A 26,224-nucleotide genomic window follows, 5' to 3' on the forward strand; every position below is an offset into this window, starting at 1 on the left:
CTCGCCCCCCGCAGGGGCGATCGCGGACGGATTTGCCACGGGTCAAATCCGTCTGGCGTCGGCGTCGCGGCCAGTCTCGGGCCGGGCTTCCTCTCCACTGTCGTGCAGTGTGGCTCAATAGAATTACCAACCTTTTATTCGTAAATCATACCAAAGGCTTGGCCGATGTCCCACTGTGGGACATCGGCCGGGCGCCGCCGGCGCCCGGCCGGGGCGGGCTCAGAAGCGCAGCGCCTTGGCGTGGCGGATCTGGGGCAGGGTGGCGATCTCGGCCAGCGCGTCGGCCCCGACCGGCTCGTCCACCCCGAGGAAGGCGATCGCCTCGCCGCTCTTCTCGGCGCGGCCGAGCGCGAAGGTGGCGATGTTGATGCCGAGCGCCCCGAGCTTCGTCCCCAGCGCGCCGATATAGCCCGGCGTGTCGGTGTTCGTGGTGTAGAGCATGTGCGCCATGGGCTCGGCCTCGAGGTTGATGCCCTTGATCTGGATGAACCGCGGCTTGCCGTCGGAATAGATCGTGCCGGCCACCGACCGGGTCTGGTTCTCGGTGGTGACGATCAGCCGGATGTAGGAGCCGAAGGCCCCCTGCGCGTCGCGCCGGGTCTCGGCGATGGCCACGCCGCGCTCGCGCGCGACGAGCGGGGCCGAGACCATGTTGACGCCGCCCTCGCCGACCAGCGGCCGCAGGAGGCCGGCGGTCAGCGCCGCGGTCAGCGGCTTGAGGTTGAGCTGGCCCACCTCGCCCACGTACTCGATCTCGATCCCGGTGATCGCGTGCTCGGTCACCTGCCCGGCGAAGCTGCCGAGCATCTCGGCGAGCCCGATCCACGGCTTCAGGATCGGGGCTTCCTCGGCGGTGACCGAGGGCGCGTTGAGCGCGTTCGAGATCGCGCCGGAGACGAGATAGTCCGACATCTGCTCGGCGACCTGCAGCGCCACGTTCTCCTGCGCCTCCGAGGTCGAGGCCCCGAGATGCGGGGTGCAGACCACGTTCGGCGCGTCGAAGAGCGGGTTCTCCTTGGCGGGCTCCACCGCGAAGACGTCGAAGGCCGCCCCGGCGAGATGCCCCGAGCGCAGCGCCTCGGCCACCGCCGCCTCGTCCACCAGCCCGCCGCGGGCGCAGTTGATCAGCCGGGCCCCCGGCTTCATCCGGGCGATGCGCTCGGCCGAGAGGATGCCGGCGGTCTTCTCGGTCTTCGGCACGTGCAGCGTCACGAAATCGGCCCGCGCCAGCAGGTCGTCCACCTCCTCGATGCGCTCGATCCCCAGCGCCTGGGCGCGCTCGGCGGAGAGGAACGGGTCGTAGGCGATCACCTTCATCCTGAGCCCGATGGCGCGGGCGGCGACCACCGAGCCGATGTTGCCCGCGCCGATCAGCCCCAGCGTCTTGCCGGTGATCTCGACCCCCATGAAGCGGGACTTCTCCCACAAGCCCGCGCGGGTGGAGGCGTCGGCGGCGGGGAGCTGGCGGGCGACGGCGAACATCATGGCGATGGCGTGCTCGGCCGTGGTGATCGAGTTGCCGAAGGGCGTGTTCATCACCACGATCCCCTTGGCGCTGGCGGCGGGGATGTCGACGTTGTCGACGCCGATCCCGGCGCGGCCGATCACGCGGAGATTGCCCGCCTTCGCGATCAGGTCGGCCGTGACCTTGGTGGCCGAGCGGATGGCGAGGCCGTCGTAGTTGCCGATGATCTCGGCGAGCTTCGCCGGATCCTTGCCGAGCTTCGGCTGGAAGTCGACCTCGACGCCGCGGTCGCGGAAGATCTGCGCGGCGGCGTCCGAGAGCTCGTCGGAGATGAGAACCTTGGGCATGGGAATGGCTCCATGGTCGGCGGAAGCAAGGCTCCGCCGTTCGTCAGGGAAAGGAAGGGATCAGGCGCGAGCGGTCGCGAAGGCCCAGTCGAGCCAGGGCCCCAGCGCCTGCACGTCGTCGGCGTCCACGGTGGTGCCGCACCAGATGCGCAGGCCCGGCGGGGCGTCGCGATAGCCGGCGATGTCGTAGGCGACGCCCTCGGCCTCGAGGAGCTTCGTCAGCTTCTTGACGAAGTCGCGCTGCGCCGCCTCGTCGAGCGCCGCGATCGCCGGATCGACGATCGACAGGCAGACGGAGGTGTTCGACCGCGCCGCCGCCTCGGCGACGAGGTTCTCCACCCACGGCGTCGCGTCCACCCAGCCTTGCAGCGCGGCGAAGTTGGCGTCGGCGCGGGCCCGGGTGGCGTCGAGGCCGCCGATCTCCTCCATCCAGGCGAGCGCGTCCACCGCATCGGCCACGGCGAGCATCGAGGGGGTGTTGATCGTCTCGCCGGCGAAGACGCCCTCGATCAGCTTGCCGCCCTTGGTCAGGCGGAAGATCTTCGGCAGCGGCCGGTCGGGGACGAAGCTCTCCAGCCGCTCCACCGCGCGGGGACTGAGGATCAGCACCCCGTGCCCGCCCTCGCCGCCCATGGCCTTCTGCCAGGAGAAGGTGACGACGTCGAGCTTGTCCCAGGGCAGGTCCTGCGCGAACGCCGCCGAGGTGGCGTCGCAGAAGGTGAGCCCCGCGCGGTCCGCGGCGATCCAGTCGCCGTTCGGGACGCGCGCGCCCGAGGTCGTGCCGTTCCAGGTGAAGCAGATGTCGGCGTCCTTGCGCACCTGCGTCAGGTCCGGGAGCTTGCCATAGGCGGCGGTCAGCACGCGGCAATCGGCGAGCTTGAGCTGCCTGGTCGCGTCGGTGGCCCAGCCCTGGCCGAAGCTCTCCCAGACCAGCATGTCGACCGGCCGCGCCCCCAGCATCGACCACATCGCCATCTCGAAGGCGCCGGTGTCGGAGGCGGGCACGATGCCGACCCGGTAGCCCTCGGGCACGCCCAGCACCCGGGCGGTGCGGTCGATGGCGTCCTTGAGCTGCGCCTTCGGCTTCGCGGCGCGGTGGCTGCGGCCGAGGAAGGCGCGGGCGGCGACCGCCTCGGCGGTCCAGCCGGGACGCTTGGCGCAGGGGCCCGAGGAGAACTCGGGACGCGCGGGCCTGACGGTCGGCTTGACGGGAAGGGGCGACAGCGTCGCAGCGGGCTGGCTCATGGCCGAAGCTCCGTCGTCAGGGCGATGTTCCTGAGTGCGCCCCGCTCGCCCTGGTCCGGGGACGCGCCCGCGGCCCCCATAGGCCATTGCAGGGCCCCTGCCAAGGGGGAGCGCAGCGCCGACGGCGAAGTCGCCGCGGCTCCGCCGGGATTGCCTTTCGTCCGGTTTTGTTCCATTTTCGTTCGCATGGTTTCCGCCGTCCCCCCTGTCTCATCGGCTCCCGGCGGGGCGCAGCGCCCGCGGGATGACGAGCTTCAGGCCCGACCAGACGGCGTCCACGGCGCAGACCTTCACGTCGACGAGGCCGCCGGCGAGGGCGAGGGAGCGGATCACGTCCTCGGTGAGCGTGGTGGGAACCTTCGCGGCCTTTTTCGGCCAGGCGATCCACAGCGCCCCGGCGGGGGCGAGCCGCGCGCGGAGCGCCGGCAGGGCCGTGGCGAGGAGGGCGGCCTCGCGCTCGAAGGCGATCACCAGGTCGAAGGGACCGGGCGGCGCGGTCTCCGCCGTCCCGGCCATGCAGGTCTCGGCGAAGGGGAAGGCGGCCAGCCCGGCGAGCGGACCGGCGGGCGCGGCGAGCAGCAGCGCCCGCATCCCGGGCTTGCAGCCGAGCTTCGCGACGAGGGGCCTGCCGGAGTAACCCGCCGCCTCCGTCATGCCCGCCTCCCCTTCCTCCTGCCGCCGTCATGCCCGGTCCGCGCATGAAAGACGAGGCCGGTCAGGACGAGGGCCGGATGGCCGGGCCCCGGAAAGGCGAGGTCCGGAAGGGCGGGGAGGTAAAGGACGATGGCAAGGCCGCCGCTCCGTGGCCGCGTCCGCCGGCCTGCGTGCCCGCCGGCGAGCTCGGGCGGCCGCCGAACGGGGCGCGGCTCGCGGTGGCGGGGATCGTCGTCTGCCGGCAGCGTCCCGGCACGGCCAAGGGGGTGATCTTCGTCACGCTGGAGGACGAGACCGGGATCGCCAACGTCGTCGTCTGGGCCAGGACCTTCGCGCGGTTCCGCCGGGCGGTGATCGCCGGCCGGTGCCTGAAGGTGACCGGCCGGGTGCAGCGCGACGGCGAGGTCGTCCATGTCGTCGCCGAGACGGTGGAGGATCTCTCGACCCTGCTCGACCGCCTGCCGGGCCTCGACGCCGCGCCGGAATGACCGCGAGCCCGTCCGCCGCCGCGCGGTCAGGCGGGAACCACTTCCCCGGCGTGCTTCTCCATCAGCGCGGCGGCGTTCTGCATGACCTTGCGCACCCCGCGGGCGGCCTGGCGGATGCGGTGCTCGTTCTCGACGAGGCCGAGCCGCACGTAGCCCTCGCCGTACTCGCCGAAGCCCACGCCCGGGGCGACCGCGACGGCGGCCTCGGCGAGCAGGATCTTCGAGAAGGCCATCGAGCCCCCGGCCGCGAAGGGCTCGGGCACCGGCGCCCAGGCGAACATCGTCGCCGGCGGCGCCGGGATCGCCCAGCCGGAGCGGCCCATGGCGTCGACGAGCACGTCGCGGCGCGACTTGTAGATCGCCCGGATCTCGTGGATGCAGTCGTCCGGCCCGTTGAGCGCCGCCGCGGCGGCGACCTGCACCGGGGTGAAGGCCCCGTAGTCGAGGTAGCTCTTGATCCGGGTCAGCGCGCCGACCAGCCGGGCGTTGCCGACGGCGAAGCCCATGCGCCAGCCCGGCATCGCGTAGGTCTTGGAGAGCGAGGTGAACTCGACCGCCACGTCCTTCGCGCCCTCGACCTGCAGGATCGAGGGCGGCGGATCGCCGTCGAAGTAGATCTCGGCATAGGCGAGGTCCGAGAGGACCCAAAGGTGGTGCTTCTTCGCGAAGCGGATCAATTCGCGGTAGAAGTCGAGGTCGCAGACCTGCGCCGTCGGGTTGGAGGGGAAGCTGACCACCGTGGCGACCGGCTTCGGCACCGAGTGGATCACCGCCCGCTCCAGCGACCGCAGGTACTGCTCGGGATCGAAGCGGCCGTCGTGGAGCGCGGGCACGTGGCGCAGCGTGCCGCCGGCGATCATGAAGCCGTAGGGGTGGATCGGGTAGGAGGGGTTCGGCACCAGCATGACGTCGCCCGGCGCGGTGATCGCCATGGCGAGGTTGGCGAGGCCCTCCTTGGAGCCGAGCGTGGCGATCACCTCGGTCTCGGGATCGACCTTCACCCCGAAGCGGCGGGCGTAGTAGCCGGCCTGGGCGCGGCGCAGGCCGGGGATGCCCTTCGACGCCGAGTAGCGGTGGGTGCGCGGCTTCTGCGCGGTTTCCACGAGCTTGTCGACGATGTGGCGGGGCGTGTCCATGTCGGGGTTGCCCATGCCGAAGTCGATGATGTCCATGCCCTCGGCGCGGAACTTGGCCTTGAGCCGGTTCACCTCGGCGAAGACGTAGGGCGGCAGGCGCTTGATGCGGTAGAACTCTTCGGACATGGAAGGACCGTCGGCCGGGGGTGGCGGGCCTGCGTTATAGCGCCGCCCGACGCCGGGCGACAGGGGAGATCCGCGGGAGGCGGGCGTCGCGATGACCGAGCCGGAGGCGCTGGTGGTGCTGGGCGCGAGGGTGCTGGCGAACGGGGCGCCGGGGCCGGCGCTGCGGCGGCGGATCCGGCATGCGCGGCGGGTCTGGGCGGCGGCGCCGGCGGCGATCGTGGTGGCCTCGGGCGGGCCGGCGGGGGCGCGGGTGAGCGAGGCGGCGGTGATCGCCCGGGCGCTCCGGGCCGGGGGCGTGCCGGAGGCGGCGATCCTCGTCGAGGACCGCTCGCGCGACACCTTCGAGAACGTGCGCTTCGCCGTGGCGCTGCTGCGGGAGCGCGGGGTGCGCCGGGCGCTGGTGGTCAGCGACCGCCACCACCTGCCGCGGGCGCTGCTGACCTTCCGGCTGCTCGGGATGCCGGTCACCGGCTCGGGTCCGCCCTGGGGATCGGGCGGCCGGCCGCTGCGCCGGGCGCGGGCGCTGCTGCGCGAGGCCGCGGCGCTGCCGTGGTGCGCGGCCCGCGCCATCGCCTGGCGGCTGTCGCGGGGCTGAGCGCGCGTGTTCACGCGTGAATATTCGCTAAGTCATTGATTTCTGGCAGAGGTTAATGCGACCTTGCCGCGTTTGCCGCGCTTCACGACATCGAGATACCGCCTTTTTGCATTTGCTCGGGCTCGTCCAGCCGCATCGCGGGCGACGGGCCATCAGGCGCCCGGCCCTGGTGTCGGTGTCGCCCGCCCGCGCACGAGCGCGGCTGTGTGCCGCTGGCGCGGGAAGTCGGGCGCGGGGCCGGCTTCCCCACGGCGCGCAGGCGGGCGGGACAACGGTGACGGGCCAGGGCGCGGCCGTCGGCCGCGGGGCGGTCAGCGGGCGGCGGCGTCCTGGACCCAGGCGAGGCTCTGCTCGATCATGCCGTCGAGCACGTCGGGGCCGGTGGCGACGCCGAAGGCGGGGTCGGTGTCGAGCACGACGAGGGATTCCTCGCCCTCGTGGTAGCGCAGGAAGATCTCGCCGGCGGCGGGCTGCGGGGTGACGAGCTCGTCGCGGGAGCCGACGATGACGAGGAGCGGCCCCGGGTAGCGCGCCGCGGCGGCGACCGGGTCGGTGGTGGCGAGCTCGCGCCAGAAGAGCGCGCGGAGCGTGGTCTCCTCGCCGGATGGGAGCGTCGCGGTGATCTCCTGGTCGGCCGGCGCGGCCAGCGCGGCCATCGTCGTCTCGACCCCGAAGAACCCGGAGAAGTTCCAGAGCGGGTTCTGCGCCGGGGCCCAGAGCACGAGGGCGGCGGCGTCGGGGCGCGCCGCGGCGACGTGGGCGGCGACGAGCCCGCCCTGCGACCAGCCGAGCACGGCGACGCGGCTGGCCAGGGGGTGGACGTTCAGCCAGTCGTAGGCGGCGGTGGCGTCGGCGATCTGGCCGGAGAAGGTGGTGTCGCGCCACTCGCCGCCGCTCTCGCCGACGCCGCGGAAGTCGATGCGCAGGCTCGCGACCCCGCCCTCGGCGAAGCGGCGGGCGGTGCGCGAGAGCACGCCCTCGTCGGCGCCGGCGACCGCGAGCCCGTCGCGGGTTCCGGCGAAGCCGGGCAGGAGGAGCACCGTCGCGTGCGGGCCGGGGGCGTCCGGCACCTCGAGCGTGCCGACGATCGGGCCGCCGGGCACGTCGATCTCGACGCGGCGCTCGTCGGCCGAGGCGGCGCAGGCGAGGAGGGCGGCGAGGAGGCCGGGGAGGAGGGCGGCGAGGAGGCCGGTGGCCACGCATGGCGCCAGGAGCGCGCAGAGGCGCGCCGTGCGGCCCGTCGCGACAAAGCCCGCGCCCATCCCGTTCCTCCCGGCTCGCTTGCCCCCCCGCCACGCTGGCTCAATCGCGGGCCGCTGTCCACGCCGTTGCGCAGGGTTGACACCCGGGCGGGCGGCGGCGCCACTGGCGGCGCGAGGGCAAGCGGAGGCCGCGGGGCATGATCTGGGGAATGGCGAGGCTGGCGCGGCGGATCGCGCTCCTCGCGGCGGCGGTGATCGCCGCCATCGTGGTGGTGCGCGGGGCGCAGGCGATCCTCGACCCGGATCTCGCGCCCTGGCACCGGCTGGTTCCGGCGGAGGCGGGCGCCGAGGAGATCGACGCGATGGACTGGGCGGGCTGGCTCGCCCGCGAGGATGCGGTCTTCGCCGAGGTGCGGGCCATGGCCGAGGGGCTGGCGCCGGAATATCGCACGCCGGAGAACCGCTACAACCCGGAGAGCCCGCTCTATCCCGAGGGATTCGCGGTCGACTGGAACCGCAGCTTCACCCTGGCGCCGGAGGGCGCGCCGCGGGGGGCGGTGGTGCTGGCGCACGGGCTGACGGATGCGCCGTTCAGCCTGCGGCATGTGGCCAAGCTCTATCAGGAGCACGGTTTTTACGTGGTCGCGCCGCGGATGCCGGGGCACGGCACGACGCCCGGCGGGCTGTCGGCTTCGGTGTGGCCGCAGTGGATGGCGACGGTGCGGATGGCGGCGCGGGAGGCGCGGGCGCGGGCGGGGGACGGGGTTCCGCTGCACGTGGTGGGGTACTCGAACGGCGGGGCGCTGGTGACGAAGTATGCGCTGGAGGCGCTGCGGGATCCGGGGTTGCCGAAGCCCGACCGGGTGGTGCTGTTCTCGCCGATGATCGGGGTGACGCGATTTGCGGCCTTCGCCGGGCTCGCCGGGCTGCCGGCGGTGTTGCCGGGGTTCGTCAGGGCGGCGTGGCTCGACCTGATCCTGGAATTCAATCCGTTCAAGTACAACAGCTTCCCCGTCCAGGCTGCGGTGCAGTCTCACCGGCTGACCCGGGCCTTGCAGGGCGATCTGGAGGCGGCGCGGCGGGAGGGCGTGATCGCGGGGATGCCGCCGGTGCTGGCGTTCCAGTCGGCGATCGACGCGACGGTGTCGGCGCCGGCGCTGGAGCGGGAGCTGTTCGGGCGGCTGCCGGCGAACGGGAGCGAGCTGGTGCTCGTCGACGTCAACCGGGCGGCGGTGCTGGCGCCGCTGTTCTCGACCTCGGCCGATGTGGCGGCGGCGCGGATTTTGCCAGCGCCGCCAAGGACATGGCGGGCGAGCGTCATCGGGGCCGCCGGGTCGGGCGACGCGGCTGCCGTGGCGGATATCGTCGAGGCGGGCGAGACGGAGGCGACGCGGCAGCCGCTCGGGGTCGAGTATCCGCGCGACATCTTCTCGCTGTCGCATGTGGCGCTGCCGTTCCCGCCCGACGACGGCCTCTACGGCTATGCGCCTGATCCGGCGGACGATTTCGGCATCCGCATCGGCACGCTCGGCGGGCGGGGCGAGACGGGGGTGGTCTCGGTGAGCGCGGCGACCTTCCAGCGGCTCTACGCCAACCCGTTCTACGACCAGATGGCGGAGCGGATCGCCGCGGCGATCGAGGCGGATGCCGGCGCGAAGGCGCCTGCGGGGCAGTGAGCGCGGCGGAGCCCGGCAAACCGTTGGGGCGGCTTGGAAAAGCCGGGCTGGAATGTGGCTGGAATCCGGCTGGAATCCGGCTTGCCGGTTCTTTACGGGTCGTTGACGCGGCCGCCGCACGGGGCGGTCGCAAAGCGGGGCCGGGGCGCTAGGTCTCCCGCGATGCTCCGCCTCGCCTCCGTGACCAAGACCTATCCCGGGGCCGAGCGGCCGGCGGTGGCGGAGGTGTCGCTGCGGCTCGGGCCCGGGCGGACGCTGGCGCTGACCGGGGAGAGCGGCAGCGGCAAGTCGACGCTCTTGCATCTCGCCGCCGGGCTCGACACGCCGGACGCGGGCGAGATCGCGGTCGGCGGCGAGCGGGTCGACGGGGCCTCGGACGCGGCGCGGGCGGCGCTGCGGCGCGACGCGATCGGGCTCGTCTTCCAGCAGTTCAACCTGATCCCGAGCCTCGACGTCGGCGCGAACCTCGCCTTCCAGGCGCGGCTCGCCGGGCGGCTCGATCCGGGCTGGCAGGCGGAGCTGACGGCGCGGCTCGGGCTCGCCGGGCTGGAGCGGCGCTATCCGGAGGCGCTGTCCGGCGGCCAGCAGCAGCGGGTGGCGATCGGGCGGGCGCTGGCGGCGCGGCCGCGGCTGATCCTCGCCGACGAGCCGACGGGAAACCTCGACGAGCCGACGGGCGACGCGGTGCTGGGGCTCTTCCTCGAACTGGTGCGGGACGCCGGGGCGGCGCTGCTCCTCGTCACCCATTCGGAGCGGCTGGCGGCGCGGCTCGACGCGCGGGCGCACCTGCGGGCGGGGCGGCTCGCGTGAGCGCCAGGGCCGTCCTCGGGGCGCTGCTCGCGCAGAGGCGGCGGCGTCGGGCGGCGCTGGCCGCTTTTCTGCCGGGCGCCCGTTCGGAGCGGCGGACAGACGCAAGGGCGCATCCGCGGGCGCGGCTGGCATGAGGGCGGCGGTCGTCCTCGGGGCGCTGATGTCGCATTGGCGGCGGCATCCGGTCGAGCTGGCGGCGCTCCTCCTCGGGCTGGCGCTCGCCACGGCGCTCTGGTCCGGAGTGCAGGCGCTGAACGCCGAGGCGCGGGCGAGCTACGCCCGGGCGGAGGCGCTGCTCGGGGCGGACCGGCTGGCGCGGATCGAGGCGCCCGGCGGCGGGCGGTTCCCGGTCGCCGACTTCGTGGCGCTGCGCCGGGCGGGCTGGCCGGTCTCGCCGGTGCTGGAGGGCGACGTCGCGCTCGGGCCCGCCGGGCTGCGGGTGATCGGGATCGAGCCGCTGACCCTGCCGGCGGCGGGCGACGGGTTCGGGGTCGGCCCGGGCGGCGCGCGGGTCAACGACTTCCTCGCGCCGGGGGGGCTCGGGCTGGTCGCGCCCGAGACGCTGCCGGGGCTCGCCGGCGCGCCCGGGCTGCCGCCGCTCGCCGAGGCGCGGGACGTGCCGCCCGACACGCTCGTCGTCGACATCGCGGTGGCGGAGCGGCTGCTCGGGGTGACCGGCGAGGTGTCTCGGCTGCTCCTGCCGTCGGAGGAGGCGGGGCCCGTCCTGCCGGCGGCGCTGGCCGGGCGGCTGGCGGTGACGCGGCCGGAGGGCGGGGACGACCTCGACGGGCTGACGGAGAGCTTCCATCTCAACCTGACCGCCTTCGGGCTCTTGAGCTTCCTCGTCGGGCTCCTGATCGTCTATGGCGCGATCGGGCTCGCCTTCGAGCAGCGGAAGCCCGTGCTGCGGGCGGCGCGGGCCTGCGGCGCCTCGGCGCGGCTGGTCTTCGCGGCGCTGCTGGCCGAGCTGGTCGGGCTGGCGCTGGTCGCCGGCGTCGTCGGCGTGGCGGGGGGCTACCTGCTGGCGGCGGCGCTCCTGCCGGACGTGGCGGCGTCGCTGCGCGGGCTCTACGGGGCGCGGGTGCCGGGGACGCTGGGGCTCGCGCCGTCGTGGTGGGCCGCGGGCCTCGCGATGAGCCTCGTCGGGGCGCTGGCGGCGGGGGCGGCGAGCCTGTGGCGCGGGGCGCGGCTGCCGGTGCTGGCGGCGGCGCAGCCGGAGGCCTGGCTCGCGGGGCGGCGGCGGGCGGTGCGGGCGCAGGCGGGGCTCGGGCTCGCCGTCGCGCTGGCGGCGCTGGCCGTGTTCCGGGTCGAGGGCGGGCTGGTCGGCGGGTTCGCGCTGCTGGGCGGCGTGCTGCTCGCGCCGGCGCTGGTCGCCCCGGCGCTGCTGGCGGCGGGGCTCGCGCTTGCAGCGCGGCGGGCGCGCGGGGCGCTGGCGCAGTGGGTCTGGGCCGACATGCGCCAGCAGACCGGGCCGCTGGCGCTGGCGCTGATGGCGCTGCTGATCGCGCTGGCGGTCAACGTGGGGGTGGGGACGATGGTGGGGAGCTTTCGCGCCACCTTCCTCGACTGGCTCGACCGGCGGCTGGCGGCGGAGGTCTATGTCACCACGCGGGACGGCGAGGCGGCCGCGGCGGTGGCGCGGTGGCTGGACGCGCGGCCGGAGGTGACGGCGCGGCTGCCCGTGCTGCGGGCGCCGGTGCGGGTGGCGGGCTGGCCGGCGGAGGTTCAGGGCCTCGCCGACGACGCCACCTATCGCGACGGCTGGCCGCTGCTGGAGGCGGCGGCCGGGGCGTGGGACCGGGTCTTCGCGGGCGACGGCGTGCTGGTCTCCGAGCAGCTGGCGCGGCGGGCGCGGGTGGGGGTCGGGGACATGCTCGACCTGCCGACGCCGGGCGGGGCGTGGCGGCTGGAGGTGGTGGGCCGGTTCGCCGACTACGGCAACCCGGAGGGGCAGGTCGCGGTCGGCGGCGCGGCCTTGGCGGCGCGCTGGCCGGGGCTGGAGGCGCGGCGCTTCGCGCTGCGGGTCGAGCCGGCGGCCGCGGCGGGGCTGGCGGCGGAGCTGCGGGCGGAATTCGGTCTGGGGCCGGAGGGGGCGATCGACCAGGCGGCGCTGAAGGCGGGGGCGCGGCGGGTGTTCGAGCGGACCTTCGCGGTGACGGTGGCGCTCAACGCCCTGACGCTGGCGGTGGCCGGGGCGGCGCTCTTCGCGAGCCTGCTGACGCTCTCGGGGATGCGGCTCGCGCAGCTCGCGCCGGTCTGGGCGATCGGGCTGACGCGGCGGCGGCTGGCGGCGATCGAGACGGGCAAGACGCTGGCGCTGGCGGCGCTGACGGCGGCGCTGGCGCTGCCGCTGGGGCTCGCGGTGGCGTGGACGCTGACGGCGGTGGTCAACGTGGCGGCCTTCGGCTGGCGGCTGCCGGTGCTGCTGTTCCCCTTGCAGTGGGCGGCGCTCTTCGCTCTGGCGCTGGCGACGGCGCTCGTCGCGGCGCTGTGGCCGGCGCTGCGGCTCGCCCGGGCCGAGCCGGCGGATCTGGTGCGGAGCTTCAGCGGTGAGCGGTAGGTCGGGCATGGAACGGCCGTTCGGCCCGGTCTCCGGCCTTCGGCGGTTCGGCGCGACTGCCCGGGCGGGCGGGAAGCGCCTGCCGGGGGGCCTGCGGTGTTCACACATCCCGGGTGAAGCCACGGATCGGGAGGAATGGGCCGCGACGTCGAAGCCAGACGGATTTGACCCGTGGCGAATCCGTCCGCGATCGCCCCTCGGGGGGCGAGCGCGTCGCCGCGCTCGCCGGGGCGCTCACGGACGGATGGCGCGCGACGGAGAAATCTTCACCCCTGACGGCTTCCGCGCGCAACCGCGCTCCAGCCGTCGGCGCGGCGAAAGCCGTGCTTTCGCTTGTCGCGCCGTGGCCTCGCGGGCGGAGCCCGCTTCGGTCGGTCGGCTATCGGTCTATGGCTGGCGGAGAAGCGTGAATCCGCCAGGCCGGGGGGCGGGCAGGCGCTGCCGATGGCGGCGCATCGGCGGGGATTCCGCGCCCGGCGCGCGTGTCCGGAGGCGCGGGGAGGCGGGACGCGGGCACCGTCGGGTCCGCAGGGAGACGCGGGGGTGAGCGTCCGGGTCATCCTGCTCGCGCTGGCGCTGCTCCTCGGCGCCGGGGGCGCGGTCGGGCAGGGCTATGCCGGGCTCGGGACGGCGGCGGAGGGGTTTGCGGCGGTGACGCGGCCGGCGGACCTGCGGTTTCCGCGCGACCATGGGCCGCATCCGGCGTTCCGCATCGAGTGGTGGTACCTGACCGCCGACCTGCGCGGGGAGGACGGCGCGGAGTACGGGGCGCAGTGGACGCTCTTCCGGGTGGCGACGCGGCCCGGGGCGGAGGGGGCGGGCTGGGCGAGCAACCAGATCTGGATCGGCCATGCCGCGGTGACCTCGGCGGCGGCGCACCGCCATGCCGTGCGCTATGCGAGGGGCGGGGTCGGGCAGGCGGGGGCGACGGGGGAGCCCTTCGCGGCGTGGATCGACGACTGGACGCTGGAGAGCCGGGCCGGCGAGGGCGAGGATGCGATGGCCGCGGTGCGGGTCGCGGCTTCGGGCGAGGGCTTCCGCTTCGCGCTGGAGGGGCGGGCGGCCGGGCCGCTGGTGCGCCACGGCGAGGCGGGCTTCAGCCTCAAGGCGGCGGCGGGGCAGGCGTCCTACTACTACAGCCAGCCGTTCCTGCGGCTCGCGGGCGAGCTGGAGATCGACGGGCGGCGGGTGGCGGTGAGCGGGACGGGGTGGATCGACCGGGAATGGTCGAGCCAGCAGATGAGCCCGGAGCAGACCGGCTGGGACTGGTTCTCGCTGCACCTCGACGACGGGGCGCGGCTGATGGCCTACCGGCTGCGCGACCGCGGCGGCGGGGGCGCCGCCTTCGGGACCTGGATCGCGGCGGACGGGACGGCGCGGCCGCTGGGGCCGGGCGAGATCGTGCTGACGCCGACGCGGACGGCGGAGGTCGCGGGGCGGCGCCTGCCGGTCGGCTGGCGGCTGGAGGCCCCGGGGCTGGGGGTGGCGGTGGACACCGAGGCGGTGAACGCGCAAAGCTGGATGGGCGGGGCCTTTCCCTACTGGGAGGGGCCGATCCGGGTGACCGGGACGCATCCCGGGCGCGGATACCTGGAGCTGGTGGGCTACTGAGGGAGGCGGCGATGGAGAGGGCGGAGAGCGTCAACGTGCTGGGCGAGCCCCTGAAGCCCTGCGCCTTCGACCCGGCGACCGGCTTCTTCCGCGACGGCTGCTGCAACACCGGGCCGCAGGACCGCGGCAGCCACACGGTCTGCGCGCGGATGACGGCGGAGTTCCTGGCGTTCTCGAAGGCGCGCGGCAACGACCTGTCGACGCCGCGGCCCGAATACGGCTTCCCGGGCCTGCGGCCGGGGGACCGCTGGTGCCTCTGCGCGGCGCGCTGGCAGGAGGCCTGGCTGGCCGGGGCGGCCCCCAAGGTGGCGCTCGCCTCGACGCACCGGGCGGCGCTCGAGCATGTCAGCCTCGAGGCGCTGAAGGCCCACGCCCTGCCCGGGCGGGCCGACGCCTGACGGCAAGGTCCGTTCGGGCGCCCGCATCGGTCGGCGCGACGCCCGCGCGGGTTTCTCCTCGCGATCTGGCGAGCGACGAATCGCGACGCGCCCGCCCCGGGCAGGCGCGCCGCGATTGCGAGGTCCGGGAATGCTCCGGAGGGCATCTGCCGGTCACGTCCCGGAGGTGGCGTAGCAGCGGGGTGGCGGCGCCCGCCCGAAGGTGCCTTGCTTCGTCCGAAGGTACTTTGGACTGACCAACCAAGCCGACGGCCAGCCAGGGCGCGTGGCGCGCACGGCACGCCACGAGACCGGCGGCCGCTGGACGCCGGCGGGAACGGTGGCCTGACCTTGCCGTGTCCTCGCGGCCGGGCGGCGTGAGCGGCGAAGCCTAGGCCCGCCGCGCTCGATCCTAGACGCTCGTATAACCGGCGTCGGCGTTCACGATGGCGCCCGTCATGAGGCTGGACGCGTCGGAGGCCAGGAACTGGACGATCGAGGCGATCTCGTGCGGCTTTCCCATGCGTCCCGCCGGGGTCAGCTCGAGCCAGCGGTCGACGAGCCCGGGCTGGCCTTCGAGGCTCTGCAGCAGCGGGGTCTCGATGTAGGTCGGGGCGACCGCGTTGACCCGCACGCCGCGCTTGGCCCATTCGACCGCGAGGGAGCGGGTGAGGTGATGGACCCCGGCCTTCGAGGCGTTGTAGTGGCATTGCGGCTGCGGGACGTTGACGATCTCGGCCGACATCGAGCCGATGTTGATGATCGCGCCGCGCCCGGCCTCCAGCATCCGCCGTCCGAAGCCGCGGCAGGTGCGGAAGACGCCCGTCAGGTTGACGCCGATGACCCGGTCCCATTCCGCGTCGCCCATCGCCTCGGCCGGCGTGTTGAAGACGATGCCGGCGTTGCAGACGAGGACGTCGAGCGGCGGCAGGGCGGCGGCGAGCGCGTCGATCGCGGCGCTGTCGGTCACGTCGAGCGCCTCGGCCCGGGCGGCGTATCCCTGCGCCCGCAGCGCGCCGGCGGTCGCCTCGGCGCGGTCGCGGAGAATGTCGGTGCAGATCACCTCGGCGCCGGTCGCGGCCAGCGCCTCGGCCACCGCCGCGCCGATGCCCTGTCCTGCGCCGGTCACCAGCGCAAGCCTGCCGGTCAGATCGAGCCTTGCACGATAGTCCACCATGTGTCCTCCCGCCTTTTTCCTGTGCCGGGCCGGCTCCGGAGAGCGGCCCGGCGGCCGTCGGTCAGGTCAGCGCGCAGCGCAATGGCTCGCCCCGCAGGCCGCGCAGCGCCTCCTCGGCGGCGAGCCGCTGCAGCGCATCGACCGATGCATCGGAATAGAAGGCCGCGTGCGGCGACATCAAGACGTCTGGCGCGGCGCGCAGCGGTGAATCTTCCGCCAGCGGCTCGGTCTCGAAGACGTCGAGGCCGGCGCCGGACAGATGTCCCGAGGCCAGCGCAGCCGCCAGCGCGGCCTCGTCCACCAGCCCGCCGCGCGAGCAGTTGATCAGGATCGCCCCCTCGGGCATCCGGCGGATCGCCGCCGCGTCGATCATGTGGCGGGTCTCGGCGGTGGCCGGGACATGCAGCGACAGGATGTTCGCGGCGGCGATCACCGCGTCGCGGGCCAGCGGCTCGACGCCCGCCGCGCGGGCGGCCTCCTCGGATACGTAGGGATCGTGGCCGACGATCCGGCAGCCGAAGGCGCTCATGCGGCCGGCATAGGCGCGGGCGATGCGTCCCATGCCGATCAGGCCGACGGTGGTGGTGCGCAGGGATCGCAAGCCCTGCGCCATCGCGCCGATCTTCCAGCCGCCCGCCCGGATTCCGGCGTCGAAGCGGCCGAGCCGGCGGCAAAGCGCGAGGGTGAAGGCCGCCGCGTGGTCGGCGACCTCCTCGACCCCGTAGTCGGGCACGTTGCAGACGCGGACGCCGAGCTCCCTCGCCGCGGCGAGATCGACGTTGTCGACGCCGACGCCGTAGCGGACGACGACCGCGCCGGGCGCGAGCGCGGCGAGAACCGGGCGGGTCATCGGCGCGAAGTTGTTGAGCACCGCATGGGCGCCCGCGACGGCGGCGAGGGTCTCCGCTTCGCCGCGGCACTGGTGCTCGGCGAAGGCCGCGCCCGCCGCCTCGGCCGCGGCGCGCTCGTGGCGGACGCCGCCGAAGGCCTGGTCGGTGACGACGAGGCGCTTCGCCTCCGCCGCCGCGGTCACAGGAGCCCTCGCCCGGCGAGGTTGCGCATCAGCGCGCGGACGCCGAAGGTCCAGGGCGCGGCCTCGTCGGCATGGGTGACGGTGTTGCGCAGGGCGCCGAGGAGGGGCGTCGAGATCTCCACCACGTCGCCCGGCTTGTGGGTGAAGCCCGACCCCTTCTCGGCGCGGTCCTGGGTCGGCGCGAACATGGTGCCGAGGAACAGCATGAAGCCGTCCGGGTACTGGTGCGAGGCGTTGATCGTCTGGCTCACCAGGTCGGCGGGCTTGCGGCTGATCTCGGCCATGTTCGACCGGCCGGTCATGGCGAAGCCGTCGGCGCCCGTCACCGACATGGTCAGCGTCGCCGCCTCGATGTCGGCGAGCGTGAAGCCGTCGTCGAAGAGGCGGATGAAGGGGCCGATGGCGCAGGAGGCGTTGTTGTCCTTCGCCTTGCCGAGGAGCAGCGCCGAGCGGCCCTCCACGTCGCGCAGGTTCACGTCGTTGCCGAGGGTGGCGCCGCGGATATTGCCCTTGCTGTCGACCGCGAGCACGACCTCGGGCTCGGGGTTGTTCCAGTCCGAGATCCGGTTGACGCCGACCTCGGCGCCATGGCCGACCGACGCCATCGGCTGCGACTTGGTGAAGACCTCGGCGTCCGGGCCGATCCCGACCTCGAGGTACTGCGACCAGAGGCCCTCGGCGATCAGCGTGGCCTTGACCGCCGCGGCCTTCTCGGAGCCGGCCTCGATGTTCGAGAGGCTGTCGCCGATCAGCGCGCCGATGCGGCTGCGCAGCGCGTCGGCGCGCGCCGGATCGCCGGAGGTCCGCTCGTCGATCACCCGCTCGACCATGCTCTGGGCGAAGGTCACGCCGCAGGCCTTCAGGGCCTGAAGGTCGCAGGGGGCGAGCAGGCAGGGGCGATCGGCGTGGTATCCCATCGCCGCCGGATCGAGGACGAGGTCCTCGGGCTTCCCGACCGGCTCGCCGGTCAGGGAGTCGAAGCGGGCGACCGGATCGTCGTCGAGGAAGTCCGCCATCGTGACCACCTGGTCGGTGACGTCGATCAGAACGCCGTCGCGCAGGATGACGACCGACGGCCCCTTGCCGGGACGCCAGACGCGACCGACGAGCCGCGCGCTCGCGGGGGAACTGGGCAGCATGGAATCTCCTCCCTGGATGATAGTTTTACTACTGTTCTGCACTCCATCGGTCAAGGCCCGTCCGGCCGGGGCGTTGCAAAATTCCATCGTCGCAGGACCGGAGGCCCCTCAGTTTCACCGCAACATACGGTAATATATGAGATAATCCGTCATGGGGGCAGCATGGCGGTGGCGGCGGCAGACAGGCGCCGGATCTCCGACGGCCCGAAATGCGGCTTGCCTCTGTGTAGTAAATCTATATTCTGTCCGCGACTCGCCGGGCGTGCGGGGCGAAGGGGAGGAGGCCGGGATGGCGGATCAGGCGGTGCTCGACGGCGTCGGCGCGCTCGATGGAGCGCTGTTCATCGCGGGCGCGTTCCGCCAGGGCGCGGGAGACCGGCTGCCCGTGCGCAACCCCGCGACGGGCGAGGTCATCGGCCACATCGCCGCGGCGACGCCGGACGAGATCGACGCCGCCGTCGCTGCCGCCCGCGCGGCCTTTCGTCCGTGGGCGGCCGCGGTCCCGAAGGCGCGGGCTGCGGCGCTGCATCGCCTCGGCGATCTCATCGCCGGCGACGCGCTCGCCATGGCGCGGCTGATGACGCTCGAGCAGGGCAAGCCGGTCAACGAGGCCAGGGGCGAGATCCTGAAGCTCGCGGAGGCCTGCCACTTCTATGCCGAGGAAGCGACCCGCGTTCACGGCGAGATCGTCCCGAACGACCAGCCGGGCTTCCAGAGCCTCGTCGTGCGCGAGCCGATCGGCGTCGTGGGCGCGATCACCCCGTGGAACTACCCGGCCGAGCTCGTCGGCTGGAAGCTCTGCGCGAGCCTCGCCGCCGGCTGCACGATCGTCATCAAGCCCGCCGAGCTCACGCCCTTCACCGCGCTCGCCATCGCCGCGAAGGTCGCCGAGGCCGGCATTCCGGCGGGCGTCGTCAACGTGGTGACCGGCAAGGGCTCGGTCGTCGGCCAGGCGCTGGTCGACCACCCGGACGTCGACAAGATCGCCTTCACCGGGTCGAGCGCCGTGGGCCTGCACATCCAGCGCACCTGCCCGCGCATCAAGCGGCTGTCGCTCGAGCTGGGCGGCAACTGCCCGATGATCGTCACGGCGAGCGCCGACATCGCCGCCGCGGTCAAGGGCGCGGCCCGGCGCAGCTTCCGCAACTGCGGCCAGATCTGCATCGCCATCAACCGCATCTACGCCGCGCGGCCGGTCTACGAGGAGTTCGTAACCCGGCTCGGCGCGGCGGCGGAGGCGCTCACCGTGGGCAACGGGCTGGAGCGGCCGGACGCCGACCTGGGCGCCATGGCCTCCGACGAGCCGCTCGCCAAGACCATGGCCCATCTCCAGGACGCGCTCGGCCGCGGCGCGAGGCTGATGGCCGGCGGCGGCGCGCCGGAGGGGGCGGAGTACGCGAGGGGACATTTCTTCCGGCCGACCGTGCTCGCCGACTGCACCCACGAGATGCAGGTGATGACCGAGGAGACCTTCGGGCCGCTGGTGGGCGTCGCGCCCTATGACGGGATCGACGAGGCGATCCGGCTGGCCAACGACACGCCCTACGGCCTCGCCTCCTACGTCTACGCCCGCGACCTCGAGGAGATCCAGCGCCTCTCGGCCGGGCTCGACTACGGCAACGTGGCGATCAACAACGTCGACGCGGGGATCATGAACGCGCCCTATGGCGGGCGGAAGCAGAGCGGCGTCGGCTACGAGCACGGCCGGGAAGGGCTGCTCGAATACTTCAACTTCAAGCACGTCCGCCTGCACCACGGCGTGGGGGCGTGACATGACGGCCGCGCTCCTCGGCATCGACATCGGCACCTCGGGCTGCAAGGCGCTGCTGATCGGCACGGACGGGACGGCGATCGCGGCGGAGACGGCGACCTATCCCCTCGCCCAGCCGCGTCCGGGCTGGACGGAGCAGGATCCGGCGCTCTGGATCGAGGGGGCGCGGCAGGCGGTCGCCGGCGCGCTCGGCAAGGCCGGGCCGGTCGAGATCCTCTGCGTCGGCCTCTCCGGCCAGATGCACGGGCTGACGCCGCTCGACGCCGGCCACCGGGCGCTGCGCCCGGCGATCCTGTGGAACGACCAGCGCAACGGCGCGGAATGCGCCGGGATCACCGAGGCGGCCGGCGGCCCCGAGGCGCTGCGCGCGATCACCAACAATCGGATGCTCGTCGGCTACACCGGCGGCAAGATCCTCTGGATGCGCAACCACGAGCCGGAGCTGTTCCGGCGGATGGCCGTGGCGCTCAATCCCAAGGACTACCTGCGCCTCGTCCTGACCGGGGAGGTGGCGAGCGAGGTCAGCGACGCCTCCGGCACGGGGCTCTTCGACGTCCGGGCGCGCCGGTGGGCCGCCGGGCTCGCGGAGACGGTCGGCATCGACCCGGGGCTGCTGCCGCCGGTCTTCGAGTCCCGCGAGATCACCGGGCGCATCTCCGCGGCGGGCGCCGCGCTCTTCGGCCTTCCCGAAGGCCTTCCCGTCGCCGGCGGCGGCGGCGACAGCGTGATCCAGACGATCGGCTCCGGCGTCATCGCGCCGGGCGAGTTGCAGACGACGATCGGCACCGCCGGCATCCTCGCCGCCGCGCTCGACGCGCCGGAGGACAACCCGGACGGCCGCCTCCAGGTGTTCTGCAACGTCGCGCCGGACAAGTGGCACTGCATGGGCGTCTCGCTCAACGCCGGCGGCGCCCTGGCCTGGTTCCGCGACGCGGCCTGCCGGGCCGCGTCCGGGGAGGCGCCCTCGTTCGAAGCCATCGCTGGGGAAGCAGGGGAAAGCCCGGCGGGCGCCCGGGGGCTCCTCTTCCTGCCCTACCTCAACGGCGAGCGTTGCCCGCACCCCGACCCGACGGCCCGCGGCGCCTTCGCCGGCCTCACCGCCCGCCACGATCGCGGCGACATGGCGCGCAGCGTCATGGAGGGGGTCGTGCACGCCTTCGGCGACATGCACGCGCTGATGCGGACGATGGGGATCGAGGGGCGGATCATCAAGGCGTCGGGCGGCGGCGCGCGCTCGGCCCTGTGGCGGCAGATGCAGGCGGATTTCTTCGGCTGCGACGTGGTGACGACCGAGGGCGCGGCCGAAGGCGCGGCCTTCGGGGCCGCGCTGGTGGCGGGTCTCGCCGTCGGCGTCTGGCCGGACGCCGCCGCGGCCGCGGCGAGCTGCCGGCCGCTGACCCGGGAGACGCCCGACGGGGCGGCGACCGCGCTCTACGCCCGCGCCCACGAGATCTACCGCGCCCTCTACCCCGCGCTGTCCCCGGCGTTCGCGGGGCTTGGCGATCCCGCCTTCGACGCCTGACCAGGAGCCACGGATGTCCGACTTCTCGGCCTTCATCTTCGACTTGGACGGCACGCTGATCGACAGCGCGCCGGACATCGCCGCGGCGCTGAACGTCGGCTTCGCCCGGAACGGCTGGCCCGAGCTCGAGGCCCGCTATGTCGAGCGGTTCATCGGCAACGGCCCCATGCGGCTCATCCGCGACATCCTCGCCGACCGGGGCATCGACGCGACGGAGCCGGAGATCGAGGCGGCTCACGAGGCCTATCGCAAGGCCTATCTCGCCGAGCCGGCCGCGCGCACCCGGTTCTATCCGCATGTCCGGGAGGACCTCGCCGCGCTCCGCGCCGCCGGCCTGCGCCTCGGCGTCTGCACGAACAAGCTGCAGGCGCTCGCCGACGAGGTGCTGCGGATCCTGGAGCTCGACCACCTGTTCGAGGCGGCCGTCGGGGCCGATGCGGTCCCGGCCTGCAAGCCCGATCCCCGGCATCTCCTGGCCGTCGCCGAGCGCATGGGGCTCGAGCGCGGCGCCTGGGGCTATGTCGGCGACACCAACGTGGACCGGGCCACGGCCGAGTCGGCGGGGGCGCCGTTCTTCGTCGTGCCCTGGGGCGGGGGCGCCGAAGTTCCCGCGGCGGAGAGCCGGCGGTTGACCCGGCTGGCCGATCTGTTGCAGCACCGCCGTCAGGCCGCAGCGGAGTAGCGGTCCGATGGAGCCGCGGCATGACAGTCAGCCTCCTGCAGCAGGTCTTGATCGAGCAGCCCGCCATGGGCCCCGCCGAACGGCGCGTCGCGGCCTTCGTGCGGACCTCGCCGTCGGAGGTCATCCACATGAGCATGGCGCGGCTGTCCGAGATCTGCTCGGTCAGCGATCCGACGATCATGCGCTTCTGCCGGCGGCTGGGCTTCGAGGGCTATCAGGACTTCAAGCTCAACCTTGCCCAGAGCCTCGTGCCCTCGGCGCCCTTCGCCTACGAGCAGATCGTCCCGGGCGACAGCATCGACAACGTCGTGCGCAAGACCTGCCGCAACTCGCTGAACGCGGTGCAGCGCCTGCTGGAGGATCTGGAGCCGGAGCAGATCGAGGACGGCGCGCGGCTCCTGCAGGCGGCGTCCTGGATCGGGATCTACGCGACCGGCATCTCCGAGGTGACGGCGCTCGACGCGGAGCACAAGTTCCAGCGGCTCGGGATCCGCTGCCAGGCGCTGCTCGGACCCAAGACGCAGTGGATGCATGCCGAGAGCGCCCGGCCCGGCGAGGTCGCGCTGATCTTCTCGCAGTCCGGCCATACCAAGCACATGGTCGAGGTGGCGATCGCGGCCCGGTCGGGCGGGGCGCAGGTGGTCTCGGTCGCGGCGGGGGAGAGCCCGCTGGCCCAGGTGTCGGATCTGGTCATCGCCGTGCTGCCCTACGACCGTACCGAGATCATGACCCCGCTCGCGTCGCGCTTCAACCATCACCTCGTCATCAACATGCTGGTGACGGCGATCGCCATGGCGTCGGGCAGCGAGTTCCCCGACCAGTTGCCGGCGCTCGATTCCTGGCAGACCGAGAAGATCTGAGCCGGGAAGATCTGAGCCGGCGCGCCCCGGCCCCTGCCGCGCATTCCCATCCCCGACCGACCGCGCCGTCCGCGTGGCGCGCCGGATCGCGTCGATTCGAACGATGCCGCGCCTTCGGGCGCCGCGAGGAACAAGGAGAAAGCCAATGAACCCCCAAGACGAGGCCAAGAAGGTCGCCGGCCGCCGCGTCATCGCGGACTTCGTGCGCGACGGCATGAAGCTCGGGCTCGGCTCCGGCACCACCTCGCATTTCTTCGTGCGCGAGCTCGGCAAGCACGTGGCCGGCGGGATGAAGCTCACCTGCACCACGACGTCGCGCTCGACGATCGACGTGGCGCGCGAGGTCGGGATCGAGATCACCGACCCGAACGAGATCGGCGAGATCGACCTGACGATCGACGGGCCGGACGAGATCGACCGCGCCTTCAACATGATCAAGGGCGGCGGCGCCTGCCTGCTGTGGGAGAAGATCGTCGCCCACGCCTCGAAGCGGATGATCTGCATCTGCGACGAGACCAAGATCGTCGACCGGCTCGGCGGCTTTCCCCTGCCGGTGGAGGTCGTGCAGTTCGCCTGGAAGCAGACCGAGCGGCTGGTGGCGCGCACCCTCGAGGAGGGCGGCGTCCGGGGCGCAGTGATCGAGCGGCGGATGCGCGACGGCCAGCCGGTGGTGACCGACAGCGGAAACTTCATCCTCGATTGCCGCTGCGGCGTCGTGCCGGCGCCGGCGGCGCTCGAGATCGAGCTCAACCGCATCCCCGGCGTCGTGGAGAATGGCCTCTTCACGCGCGAGGCGGCGGGCATGGTCGTCGGCTGCTTCGACGGGACCTCCTACGTCGCGATGCGTAAGTAGTAAAACTTCACGACCGCGACCCATGCGGGCCGCTCGTGGGGGGCCGAGTCCGCCCACGGTAATAATTTGTGTTTTTACAGCCGGTTAGTTCGGTGGTGAGGGTTGCGTCGCGATAGGAGCGACCCGATCTGCCGAGTGAATCAGCCTTGACGTGAGCGGCAATATCTAGTATAACTATCCACAGAAGCGAAGCCCGGGGAGGAAACGGGAATGGACCACGAAGCAAGCATCAGCCGGCGCGGCATCCTTGCCGGCGGCGCGGCGCTGGGGCTGGGGGCGATGGCGGGACGCATGGCGCTCGCGCAGGATCGCCTCTTCATCCCCTACTCGAACAAGAGCCTCGACTATTATTTCTTCGTCATCCAGGAGGAGGCGGTGAAGCGGGCGGTGCTCGCCAACAATGGCGAGTTCCAGGCGACCAACGCCAACTTCGACAACACAAGGCAGCTCGAGCAGTGGCAGAGCCTCCTGCTCTCGCAGCCCTCGGCGCTGGTGTCGGACCCGATCGACAGCCAGGCGATCGTCAGCGCCATCCGGCGCTTCAACCAGCGGGGCGTGCCGGTGGCGATCATCGACACGCCGGCGGACGGCGGCGACGTGGCGATCACCGTGAGCTTCGACAACCATCTCGGCGGCGTCATGGCGGCCGAGGAGATCGTCGCGCGGCTGGTCGAGCGGCATGGCAGCCCGCGCGGCACCGTCCTCAACTGCTACGGCGCGCTCTCCTCCGTGGCCTGGCGCCAGCGCAAGGAGGGGATGGACGAGGTCTTCGCCAAGTATCCGGAGATCAACTACCTGGCGCGGCCGACCGAGGGGCAGCTCGACCAGATGCTCGCGGTCACCCTCTCGACCCTGTCGGAATATCCCGACCTCGACGCGGTGCATGCGCCCTCGGATTCGCCCTCGCGCGGCATCGTCACCGCCCTCCAGCAGAAGGACCGCTGGAAGAAGGTCGGCGAGGAGGGGCACGTCATCTTCGTCAACATCGACGGCGAGCCGGTGGCCCTGAAGTGGATCCAGGAGGGCTTCATGGACGCCTGCGTCTCGCAGGATCCGATCGCCTACGGCGAGATCGCCGTCGAGATGCTGATCAAGCACGCGCTGAACGGCGAGGCCGTCCCGATCGGCCCCTACGAGAACAAGAAGTACTTCTGGGAGACGGGCGAGATCGTCGAGGGGAAGACCGGTCCGACGCTCATCATTCCGCCCTTCGTGATCAACGGCGAGAACTCCGGCGATCCGCGCCACTGGGGCGCGGTCGCCGAGAAGGACTGGGGCATTCCCTACGCCTGATCCGCCGGTTCGAGACGACGGCCCGAGCGGCGCGACGCCGCTCGGGCCCGCTCTGCGGTCGCGAAGGGAGGAACCGCGATGACCCAGAACCAGCCCCTCGGCGAGAGCCGGGCGGCCGACGACATGATCCTCCGCGTCGAGGACGTGGTGAAGACCTACGGCGCGGTGAAGGCGCTGCGCGGGGTGTCCGTCGAGATCCGGCGGGGAACGATCCACGGGCTGCTGGGCGAGAACGGCGCCGGAAAGTCGACGCTCGTCGGCATCATCTCCGGGCAGCGGTCGCCCACCTCGGGGCGGGTCGTCATGGACGGCCGGGCGCTCGACCATGTCGACGTCAAGTCGATGGAGGAGGCCGGCGTCTTCCTGGTGACCCAGGAGCCGATGATCATCGACAACATGACGGCCGCCGAGAACCTGATGCTCGGCATCTGGCCGACCAGGGGCGGCTTCGTGAACTGGAAGGAGCTGCGCGCCCATGCCGCGCAGATGATCGAGGGCACCGGGATCGACCCCGACGCCCTCGCCGGCAAGCTCGATGCGGTGACGCGGCGCAAGCTCAACATCCTGCGGGCGATGTTCTCCGGCGGCAAGGTCATCATCCTCGACGAGCCGACCGCGGCGCTGACCGTGGCCGACCGGCGCGCGCTCTTCGACTTCATGCGCCGGCTCAAGGCCGAGGGCGTGACCTTCATCTTCATCTCGCACTACAACGACGAGATCCTCGAGATCTGCGACGCGGTCTCGGTGCTGCGCGACGGCGCGCTCGCCGGCCGCTCCGAGGACGTGCCGCACATGAGCTCCGAGCAGCTCACCGAGCTGGTGCTCGGCCGGGGCCTGACCCTGTTCCAGCGCAGCCGCCGGGATCATGCCGGCAAGGCGCCGGCGATCTCGCTGCGGGACGTGGAGGCGCGCGACGTCCGCCTCGCGGCGCTCGACATCGCGCCGGGCGAGATCGTGGGGTTCACGGGCCTGCCGGGGGCGGGCGCCAAGGAGCTGGCGCGAGCCGTCTTCGGCCTCAACGCGGCGAGCCGCGGCAGCATCGCCATCTCCGGCGCGCCGCCCCGCCCCCTGCCTCGCTCGCCGTCGGAGGCCTTCGCCTCCGGCATCGCCTTCCTCTCCGACGACCGCCGCCGCGACGGCGCGGTCGGACAGATGTCGATCGGCGAGAACATCGCGCTCTCGTCCCTGCGCATGCGCAGCCGCGCCGGCTTCATCGACCGCGCGGCCGAATCCGCGGTGGTGGAGCGCTACTTCGGCGCCATGGGCGTGAAGGCGCCGAACCCCGGCTACGCCGTCGACACGCTGAGCGGCGGCAACCAGCAGAAGGTCTGCCTCGGGCGGGTCCTCGCCACCAATCCGCGGCTGCTCATCGTCGACGAGCCGACGCGGGGCATCGACATCGGCGTCAAGCAGGACGTGCTGCGCATCCTCGACGAGCTCAGCCGCGCGGGGGTGGCGGTCATCATCGTCTCGACCGACACCGACGAGCTCGTCCGCGCCGTCGACCGCGTCTGCATCTTCGACCACGGCGACATCCGGGAAACGCTGACGGGGGACGCGATCACCGTCGACCGTCTCCGGGGAACGGCCCAGGCATGACCG

General features: G+C 73.1%; 22 protein-coding genes. 14 read left to right on the forward strand and 8 right to left on the reverse strand.

Annotated elements, in window-relative coordinates; genetic code table 11:
• Positions 1-219 precede the first annotated feature (219 nt).
• The 3 genes from serA to KBB57_RS11810 form a co-directional block, all read right to left on the reverse strand.
• Entirely contained in the window at positions 220-1,812 is a 1,593-nt protein-coding gene (gene serA, locus KBB57_RS11800) for a phosphoglycerate dehydrogenase (RefSeq protein ID WP_290750263.1), read from the reverse strand.
• Between the two features lie 60 nt (positions 1,813-1,872).
• Positions 1,873-3,057 (reverse strand): phosphoserine transaminase, encoded by a 1,185-nt coding sequence (locus KBB57_RS11805; protein ID WP_290750266.1) that lies wholly within the window; start codon positions 3,055-3,057, stop codon positions 1,873-1,875.
• Positions 3,058-3,267: 210 nt separating this feature from the next.
• Positions 3,268-3,711, reverse strand: a complete 444-nt coding sequence (locus KBB57_RS11810) for a hypothetical protein (protein ID WP_290750269.1) — start codon at positions 3,709-3,711, stop codon at positions 3,268-3,270.
• A gap of 77 nt (positions 3,712-3,788) precedes the next feature.
• On the opposite strand from KBB57_RS11810, the gene KBB57_RS11815 reads away from it, so the two are divergent.
• On the forward strand, positions 3,789-4,199 hold the full coding sequence (locus KBB57_RS11815) for an OB-fold nucleic acid binding domain-containing protein (RefSeq protein WP_290750272.1): 411 nt from the start codon (positions 3,789-3,791) through the stop codon (positions 4,197-4,199).
• A gap of 26 nt (positions 4,200-4,225) precedes the next feature.
• Here KBB57_RS11815 and KBB57_RS11820 read toward each other — a convergent pair whose 3' ends face one another.
• Positions 4,226-5,461 carry an LL-diaminopimelate aminotransferase gene (locus tag KBB57_RS11820; protein WP_290750275.1) on the reverse strand — a complete coding sequence of 412 codons (1,236 nt, stop codon included), beginning with the start codon at positions 5,459-5,461 and terminating at the stop codon, positions 4,226-4,228.
• Positions 5,462-5,552: 91 nt separating this feature from the next.
• Here KBB57_RS11820 and KBB57_RS11825 point away from each other — a divergent pair, with 91 nt between their 5' ends.
• On the forward strand, positions 5,553-6,056 hold the full coding sequence (locus KBB57_RS11825) for a YdcF family protein (RefSeq protein WP_290750278.1): 504 nt from the start codon (positions 5,553-5,555) through the stop codon (positions 6,054-6,056).
• A gap of 311 nt (positions 6,057-6,367) precedes the next feature.
• Here KBB57_RS11825 and KBB57_RS11830 read toward each other — a convergent pair whose 3' ends face one another.
• Positions 6,368-7,318, reverse strand: a complete 951-nt coding sequence (locus KBB57_RS11830; RefSeq protein ID WP_290750280.1) for an alpha/beta fold hydrolase — start codon at positions 7,316-7,318, stop codon at positions 6,368-6,370.
• Positions 7,319-7,455: 137 nt separating this feature from the next.
• Between KBB57_RS11830 and KBB57_RS11835 the strand changes: the two genes are divergently transcribed.
• The 5 genes from KBB57_RS11835 (at position 7,456) to KBB57_RS11855 (ending at position 14,313) form a co-directional block, all read left to right on the forward strand.
• Positions 7,456-8,934 (forward strand): alpha/beta fold hydrolase, encoded by a 1,479-nt coding sequence (locus tag KBB57_RS11835; RefSeq protein ID WP_290750283.1) that lies wholly within the window; start codon positions 7,456-7,458, stop codon positions 8,932-8,934.
• A gap of 162 nt (positions 8,935-9,096) precedes the next feature.
• A complete protein-coding gene (locus tag KBB57_RS11840) occupies positions 9,097-9,744 on the forward strand; it encodes an ABC transporter ATP-binding protein (protein WP_290750286.1) in 648 nt (215 codons plus the stop codon).
• Positions 9,745-9,874: 130 nt separating this feature from the next.
• The gene (locus KBB57_RS11845) at positions 9,875-12,304 is read left to right on the forward strand and encodes an FtsX-like permease family protein (protein WP_290750288.1); all 2,430 of its coding nucleotides are present in this window, start codon (positions 9,875-9,877) and stop codon (positions 12,302-12,304) included.
• Between the two features lie 543 nt (positions 12,305-12,847).
• Entirely contained in the window at positions 12,848-13,915 is a 1,068-nt protein-coding gene (locus tag KBB57_RS11850) for a lipocalin-like domain-containing protein (protein WP_290750291.1), read from the forward strand.
• An 11-nt stretch (positions 13,916-13,926) separates the two neighbouring features.
• Positions 13,927-14,313: a DUF2237 domain-containing protein gene (locus KBB57_RS11855; protein ID WP_290750294.1), complete on the forward strand. Its 387-nt coding sequence runs from the start codon at positions 13,927-13,929 to the stop codon at positions 14,311-14,313.
• A gap of 391 nt (positions 14,314-14,704) precedes the next feature.
• Here KBB57_RS11855 and KBB57_RS11860 read toward each other — a convergent pair whose 3' ends face one another.
• The 3 genes from KBB57_RS11860 to KBB57_RS11870 all read right to left on the reverse strand — a co-directional run bounded on the left by KBB57_RS11860 (position 14,705) and on the right by KBB57_RS11870 (position 17,641).
• Positions 14,705-15,469: an SDR family NAD(P)-dependent oxidoreductase gene (locus tag KBB57_RS11860; RefSeq protein ID WP_290750297.1), complete on the reverse strand. Its 765-nt coding sequence runs from the start codon at positions 15,467-15,469 to the stop codon at positions 14,705-14,707.
• 61 nt (positions 15,470-15,530) lie between these two features.
• Entirely contained in the window at positions 15,531-16,502 is a 972-nt protein-coding gene (locus tag KBB57_RS11865) for a C-terminal binding protein (protein ID WP_290750300.1), read from the reverse strand.
• Positions 16,499-17,641 carry a fumarylacetoacetate hydrolase family protein gene (locus KBB57_RS11870; protein WP_290750302.1) on the reverse strand — a complete coding sequence of 381 codons (1,143 nt, stop codon included), beginning with the start codon at positions 17,639-17,641 and terminating at the stop codon, positions 16,499-16,501. The genes KBB57_RS11865 and KBB57_RS11870 overlap by 4 nt, the downstream gene beginning before the upstream one ends.
• Before the next feature lie 289 nt (positions 17,642-17,930).
• Between KBB57_RS11870 and KBB57_RS11875 the strand changes: the two genes are divergently transcribed.
• The 7 genes from KBB57_RS11875 to KBB57_RS11905 all read left to right on the forward strand — a co-directional run bounded on the left by KBB57_RS11875 (position 17,931) and on the right by KBB57_RS11905 (position 26,221).
• Positions 17,931-19,412, forward strand: coding sequence for an aldehyde dehydrogenase family protein (locus tag KBB57_RS11875; protein WP_290750305.1), 1,482 nt, complete (start codon positions 17,931-17,933; stop codon positions 19,410-19,412).
• A gap of 1 nt (position 19,413) precedes the next feature.
• On the forward strand, positions 19,414-20,934 hold the full coding sequence (gene xylB / locus KBB57_RS11880) for a xylulokinase (protein WP_290750308.1): 1,521 nt from the start codon (positions 19,414-19,416) through the stop codon (positions 20,932-20,934).
• A 13-nt stretch (positions 20,935-20,947) separates the two neighbouring features.
• Positions 20,948-21,616, forward strand: a complete 669-nt coding sequence (locus KBB57_RS11885; RefSeq protein ID WP_290750310.1) for an HAD-IA family hydrolase — start codon at positions 20,948-20,950, stop codon at positions 21,614-21,616.
• A 20-nt stretch (positions 21,617-21,636) separates the two neighbouring features.
• Complete coding sequence (locus tag KBB57_RS11890; protein ID WP_290750313.1) at positions 21,637-22,476, forward strand: MurR/RpiR family transcriptional regulator; 840 nt, start codon at positions 21,637-21,639, stop codon at positions 22,474-22,476.
• Positions 22,477-22,621: 145 nt separating this feature from the next.
• A complete protein-coding gene (rpiA, locus tag KBB57_RS11895; RefSeq protein ID WP_290750315.1) occupies positions 22,622-23,329 on the forward strand; it encodes a ribose 5-phosphate isomerase A in 708 nt (235 codons plus the stop codon).
• 210 nt (positions 23,330-23,539) lie between these two features.
• Positions 23,540-24,622, forward strand: coding sequence for a sugar ABC transporter substrate-binding protein (locus KBB57_RS11900; protein WP_290750317.1), 1,083 nt, complete (start codon positions 23,540-23,542; stop codon positions 24,620-24,622).
• A gap of 78 nt (positions 24,623-24,700) precedes the next feature.
• Positions 24,701-26,221 carry a sugar ABC transporter ATP-binding protein gene (locus tag KBB57_RS11905; protein WP_290750319.1) on the forward strand — a complete coding sequence of 507 codons (1,521 nt, stop codon included), beginning with the start codon at positions 24,701-24,703 and terminating at the stop codon, positions 26,219-26,221.
• The last annotated feature ends 3 nt before the right edge of the window (positions 26,222-26,224 follow it).

Origin of the sequence: Amaricoccus sp., from assembly GCF_017993425.1 — a bacterium.
Lineage (GTDB): Bacteria > Pseudomonadota > Alphaproteobacteria > Rhodobacterales > Rhodobacteraceae > Amaricoccus.

Bases quoted from the DNA above. Each gene is read 5' to 3' on its own strand.
- KBB57_RS11845 (WP_290750288.1), top strand. From the start codon at position 9,875: ATGAGGGCGGCGGTCGTCCTCGGGGCGCTGATGTCGCATTGGCGGCGG.
- KBB57_RS11810 (WP_290750269.1), bottom strand. From the start codon at position 3,711: ATGACGGAGGCGGCGGGTTACTCCGGCAGGCCCCTCGTCGCGAAGCTC.
- KBB57_RS11900 (WP_290750317.1), top strand. From the start codon at position 23,540: ATGGACCACGAAGCAAGCATCAGCCGGCGCGGCATCCTTGCCGGCGGC.
- KBB57_RS11905 (WP_290750319.1), top strand. From the start codon at position 24,701: ATGACCCAGAACCAGCCCCTCGGCGAGAGCCGGGCGGCCGACGACATG.
- KBB57_RS11875 (WP_290750305.1), top strand. From the start codon at position 17,931: ATGGCGGATCAGGCGGTGCTCGACGGCGTCGGCGCGCTCGATGGAGCG.
- KBB57_RS11805 (WP_290750266.1), bottom strand. From the start codon at position 3,057: ATGAGCCAGCCCGCTGCGACGCTGTCGCCCCTTCCCGTCAAGCCGACC.
- KBB57_RS11840 (WP_290750286.1), top strand. From the start codon at position 9,097: ATGCTCCGCCTCGCCTCCGTGACCAAGACCTATCCCGGGGCCGAGCGG.
- KBB57_RS11815 (WP_290750272.1), top strand. From the start codon at position 3,789: ATGGCCGGGCCCCGGAAAGGCGAGGTCCGGAAGGGCGGGGAGGTAAAG.
- KBB57_RS11870 (WP_290750302.1), bottom strand. From the start codon at position 17,641: ATGCTGCCCAGTTCCCCCGCGAGCGCGCGGCTCGTCGGTCGCGTCTGG.
- serA (WP_290750263.1), bottom strand. From the start codon at position 1,812: ATGCCCAAGGTTCTCATCTCCGACGAGCTCTCGGACGCCGCCGCGCAG.
- KBB57_RS11835 (WP_290750283.1), top strand. From the start codon at position 7,456: ATGATCTGGGGAATGGCGAGGCTGGCGCGGCGGATCGCGCTCCTCGCG.
- KBB57_RS11830 (WP_290750280.1), bottom strand. From the start codon at position 7,318: ATGGGCGCGGGCTTTGTCGCGACGGGCCGCACGGCGCGCCTCTGCGCG.
- rpiA (WP_290750315.1), top strand. From the start codon at position 22,622: ATGAACCCCCAAGACGAGGCCAAGAAGGTCGCCGGCCGCCGCGTCATC.
- KBB57_RS11855 (WP_290750294.1), top strand. From the start codon at position 13,927: ATGGAGAGGGCGGAGAGCGTCAACGTGCTGGGCGAGCCCCTGAAGCCC.
- KBB57_RS11885 (WP_290750310.1), top strand. From the start codon at position 20,948: ATGTCCGACTTCTCGGCCTTCATCTTCGACTTGGACGGCACGCTGATC.
- KBB57_RS11820 (WP_290750275.1), bottom strand. From the start codon at position 5,461: ATGTCCGAAGAGTTCTACCGCATCAAGCGCCTGCCGCCCTACGTCTTC.
- KBB57_RS11860 (WP_290750297.1), bottom strand. From the start codon at position 15,469: ATGGTGGACTATCGTGCAAGGCTCGATCTGACCGGCAGGCTTGCGCTG.
- KBB57_RS11825 (WP_290750278.1), top strand. From the start codon at position 5,553: ATGACCGAGCCGGAGGCGCTGGTGGTGCTGGGCGCGAGGGTGCTGGCG.
- xylB (WP_290750308.1), top strand. From the start codon at position 19,414: ATGACGGCCGCGCTCCTCGGCATCGACATCGGCACCTCGGGCTGCAAG.
- KBB57_RS11890 (WP_290750313.1), top strand. From the start codon at position 21,637: ATGACAGTCAGCCTCCTGCAGCAGGTCTTGATCGAGCAGCCCGCCATG.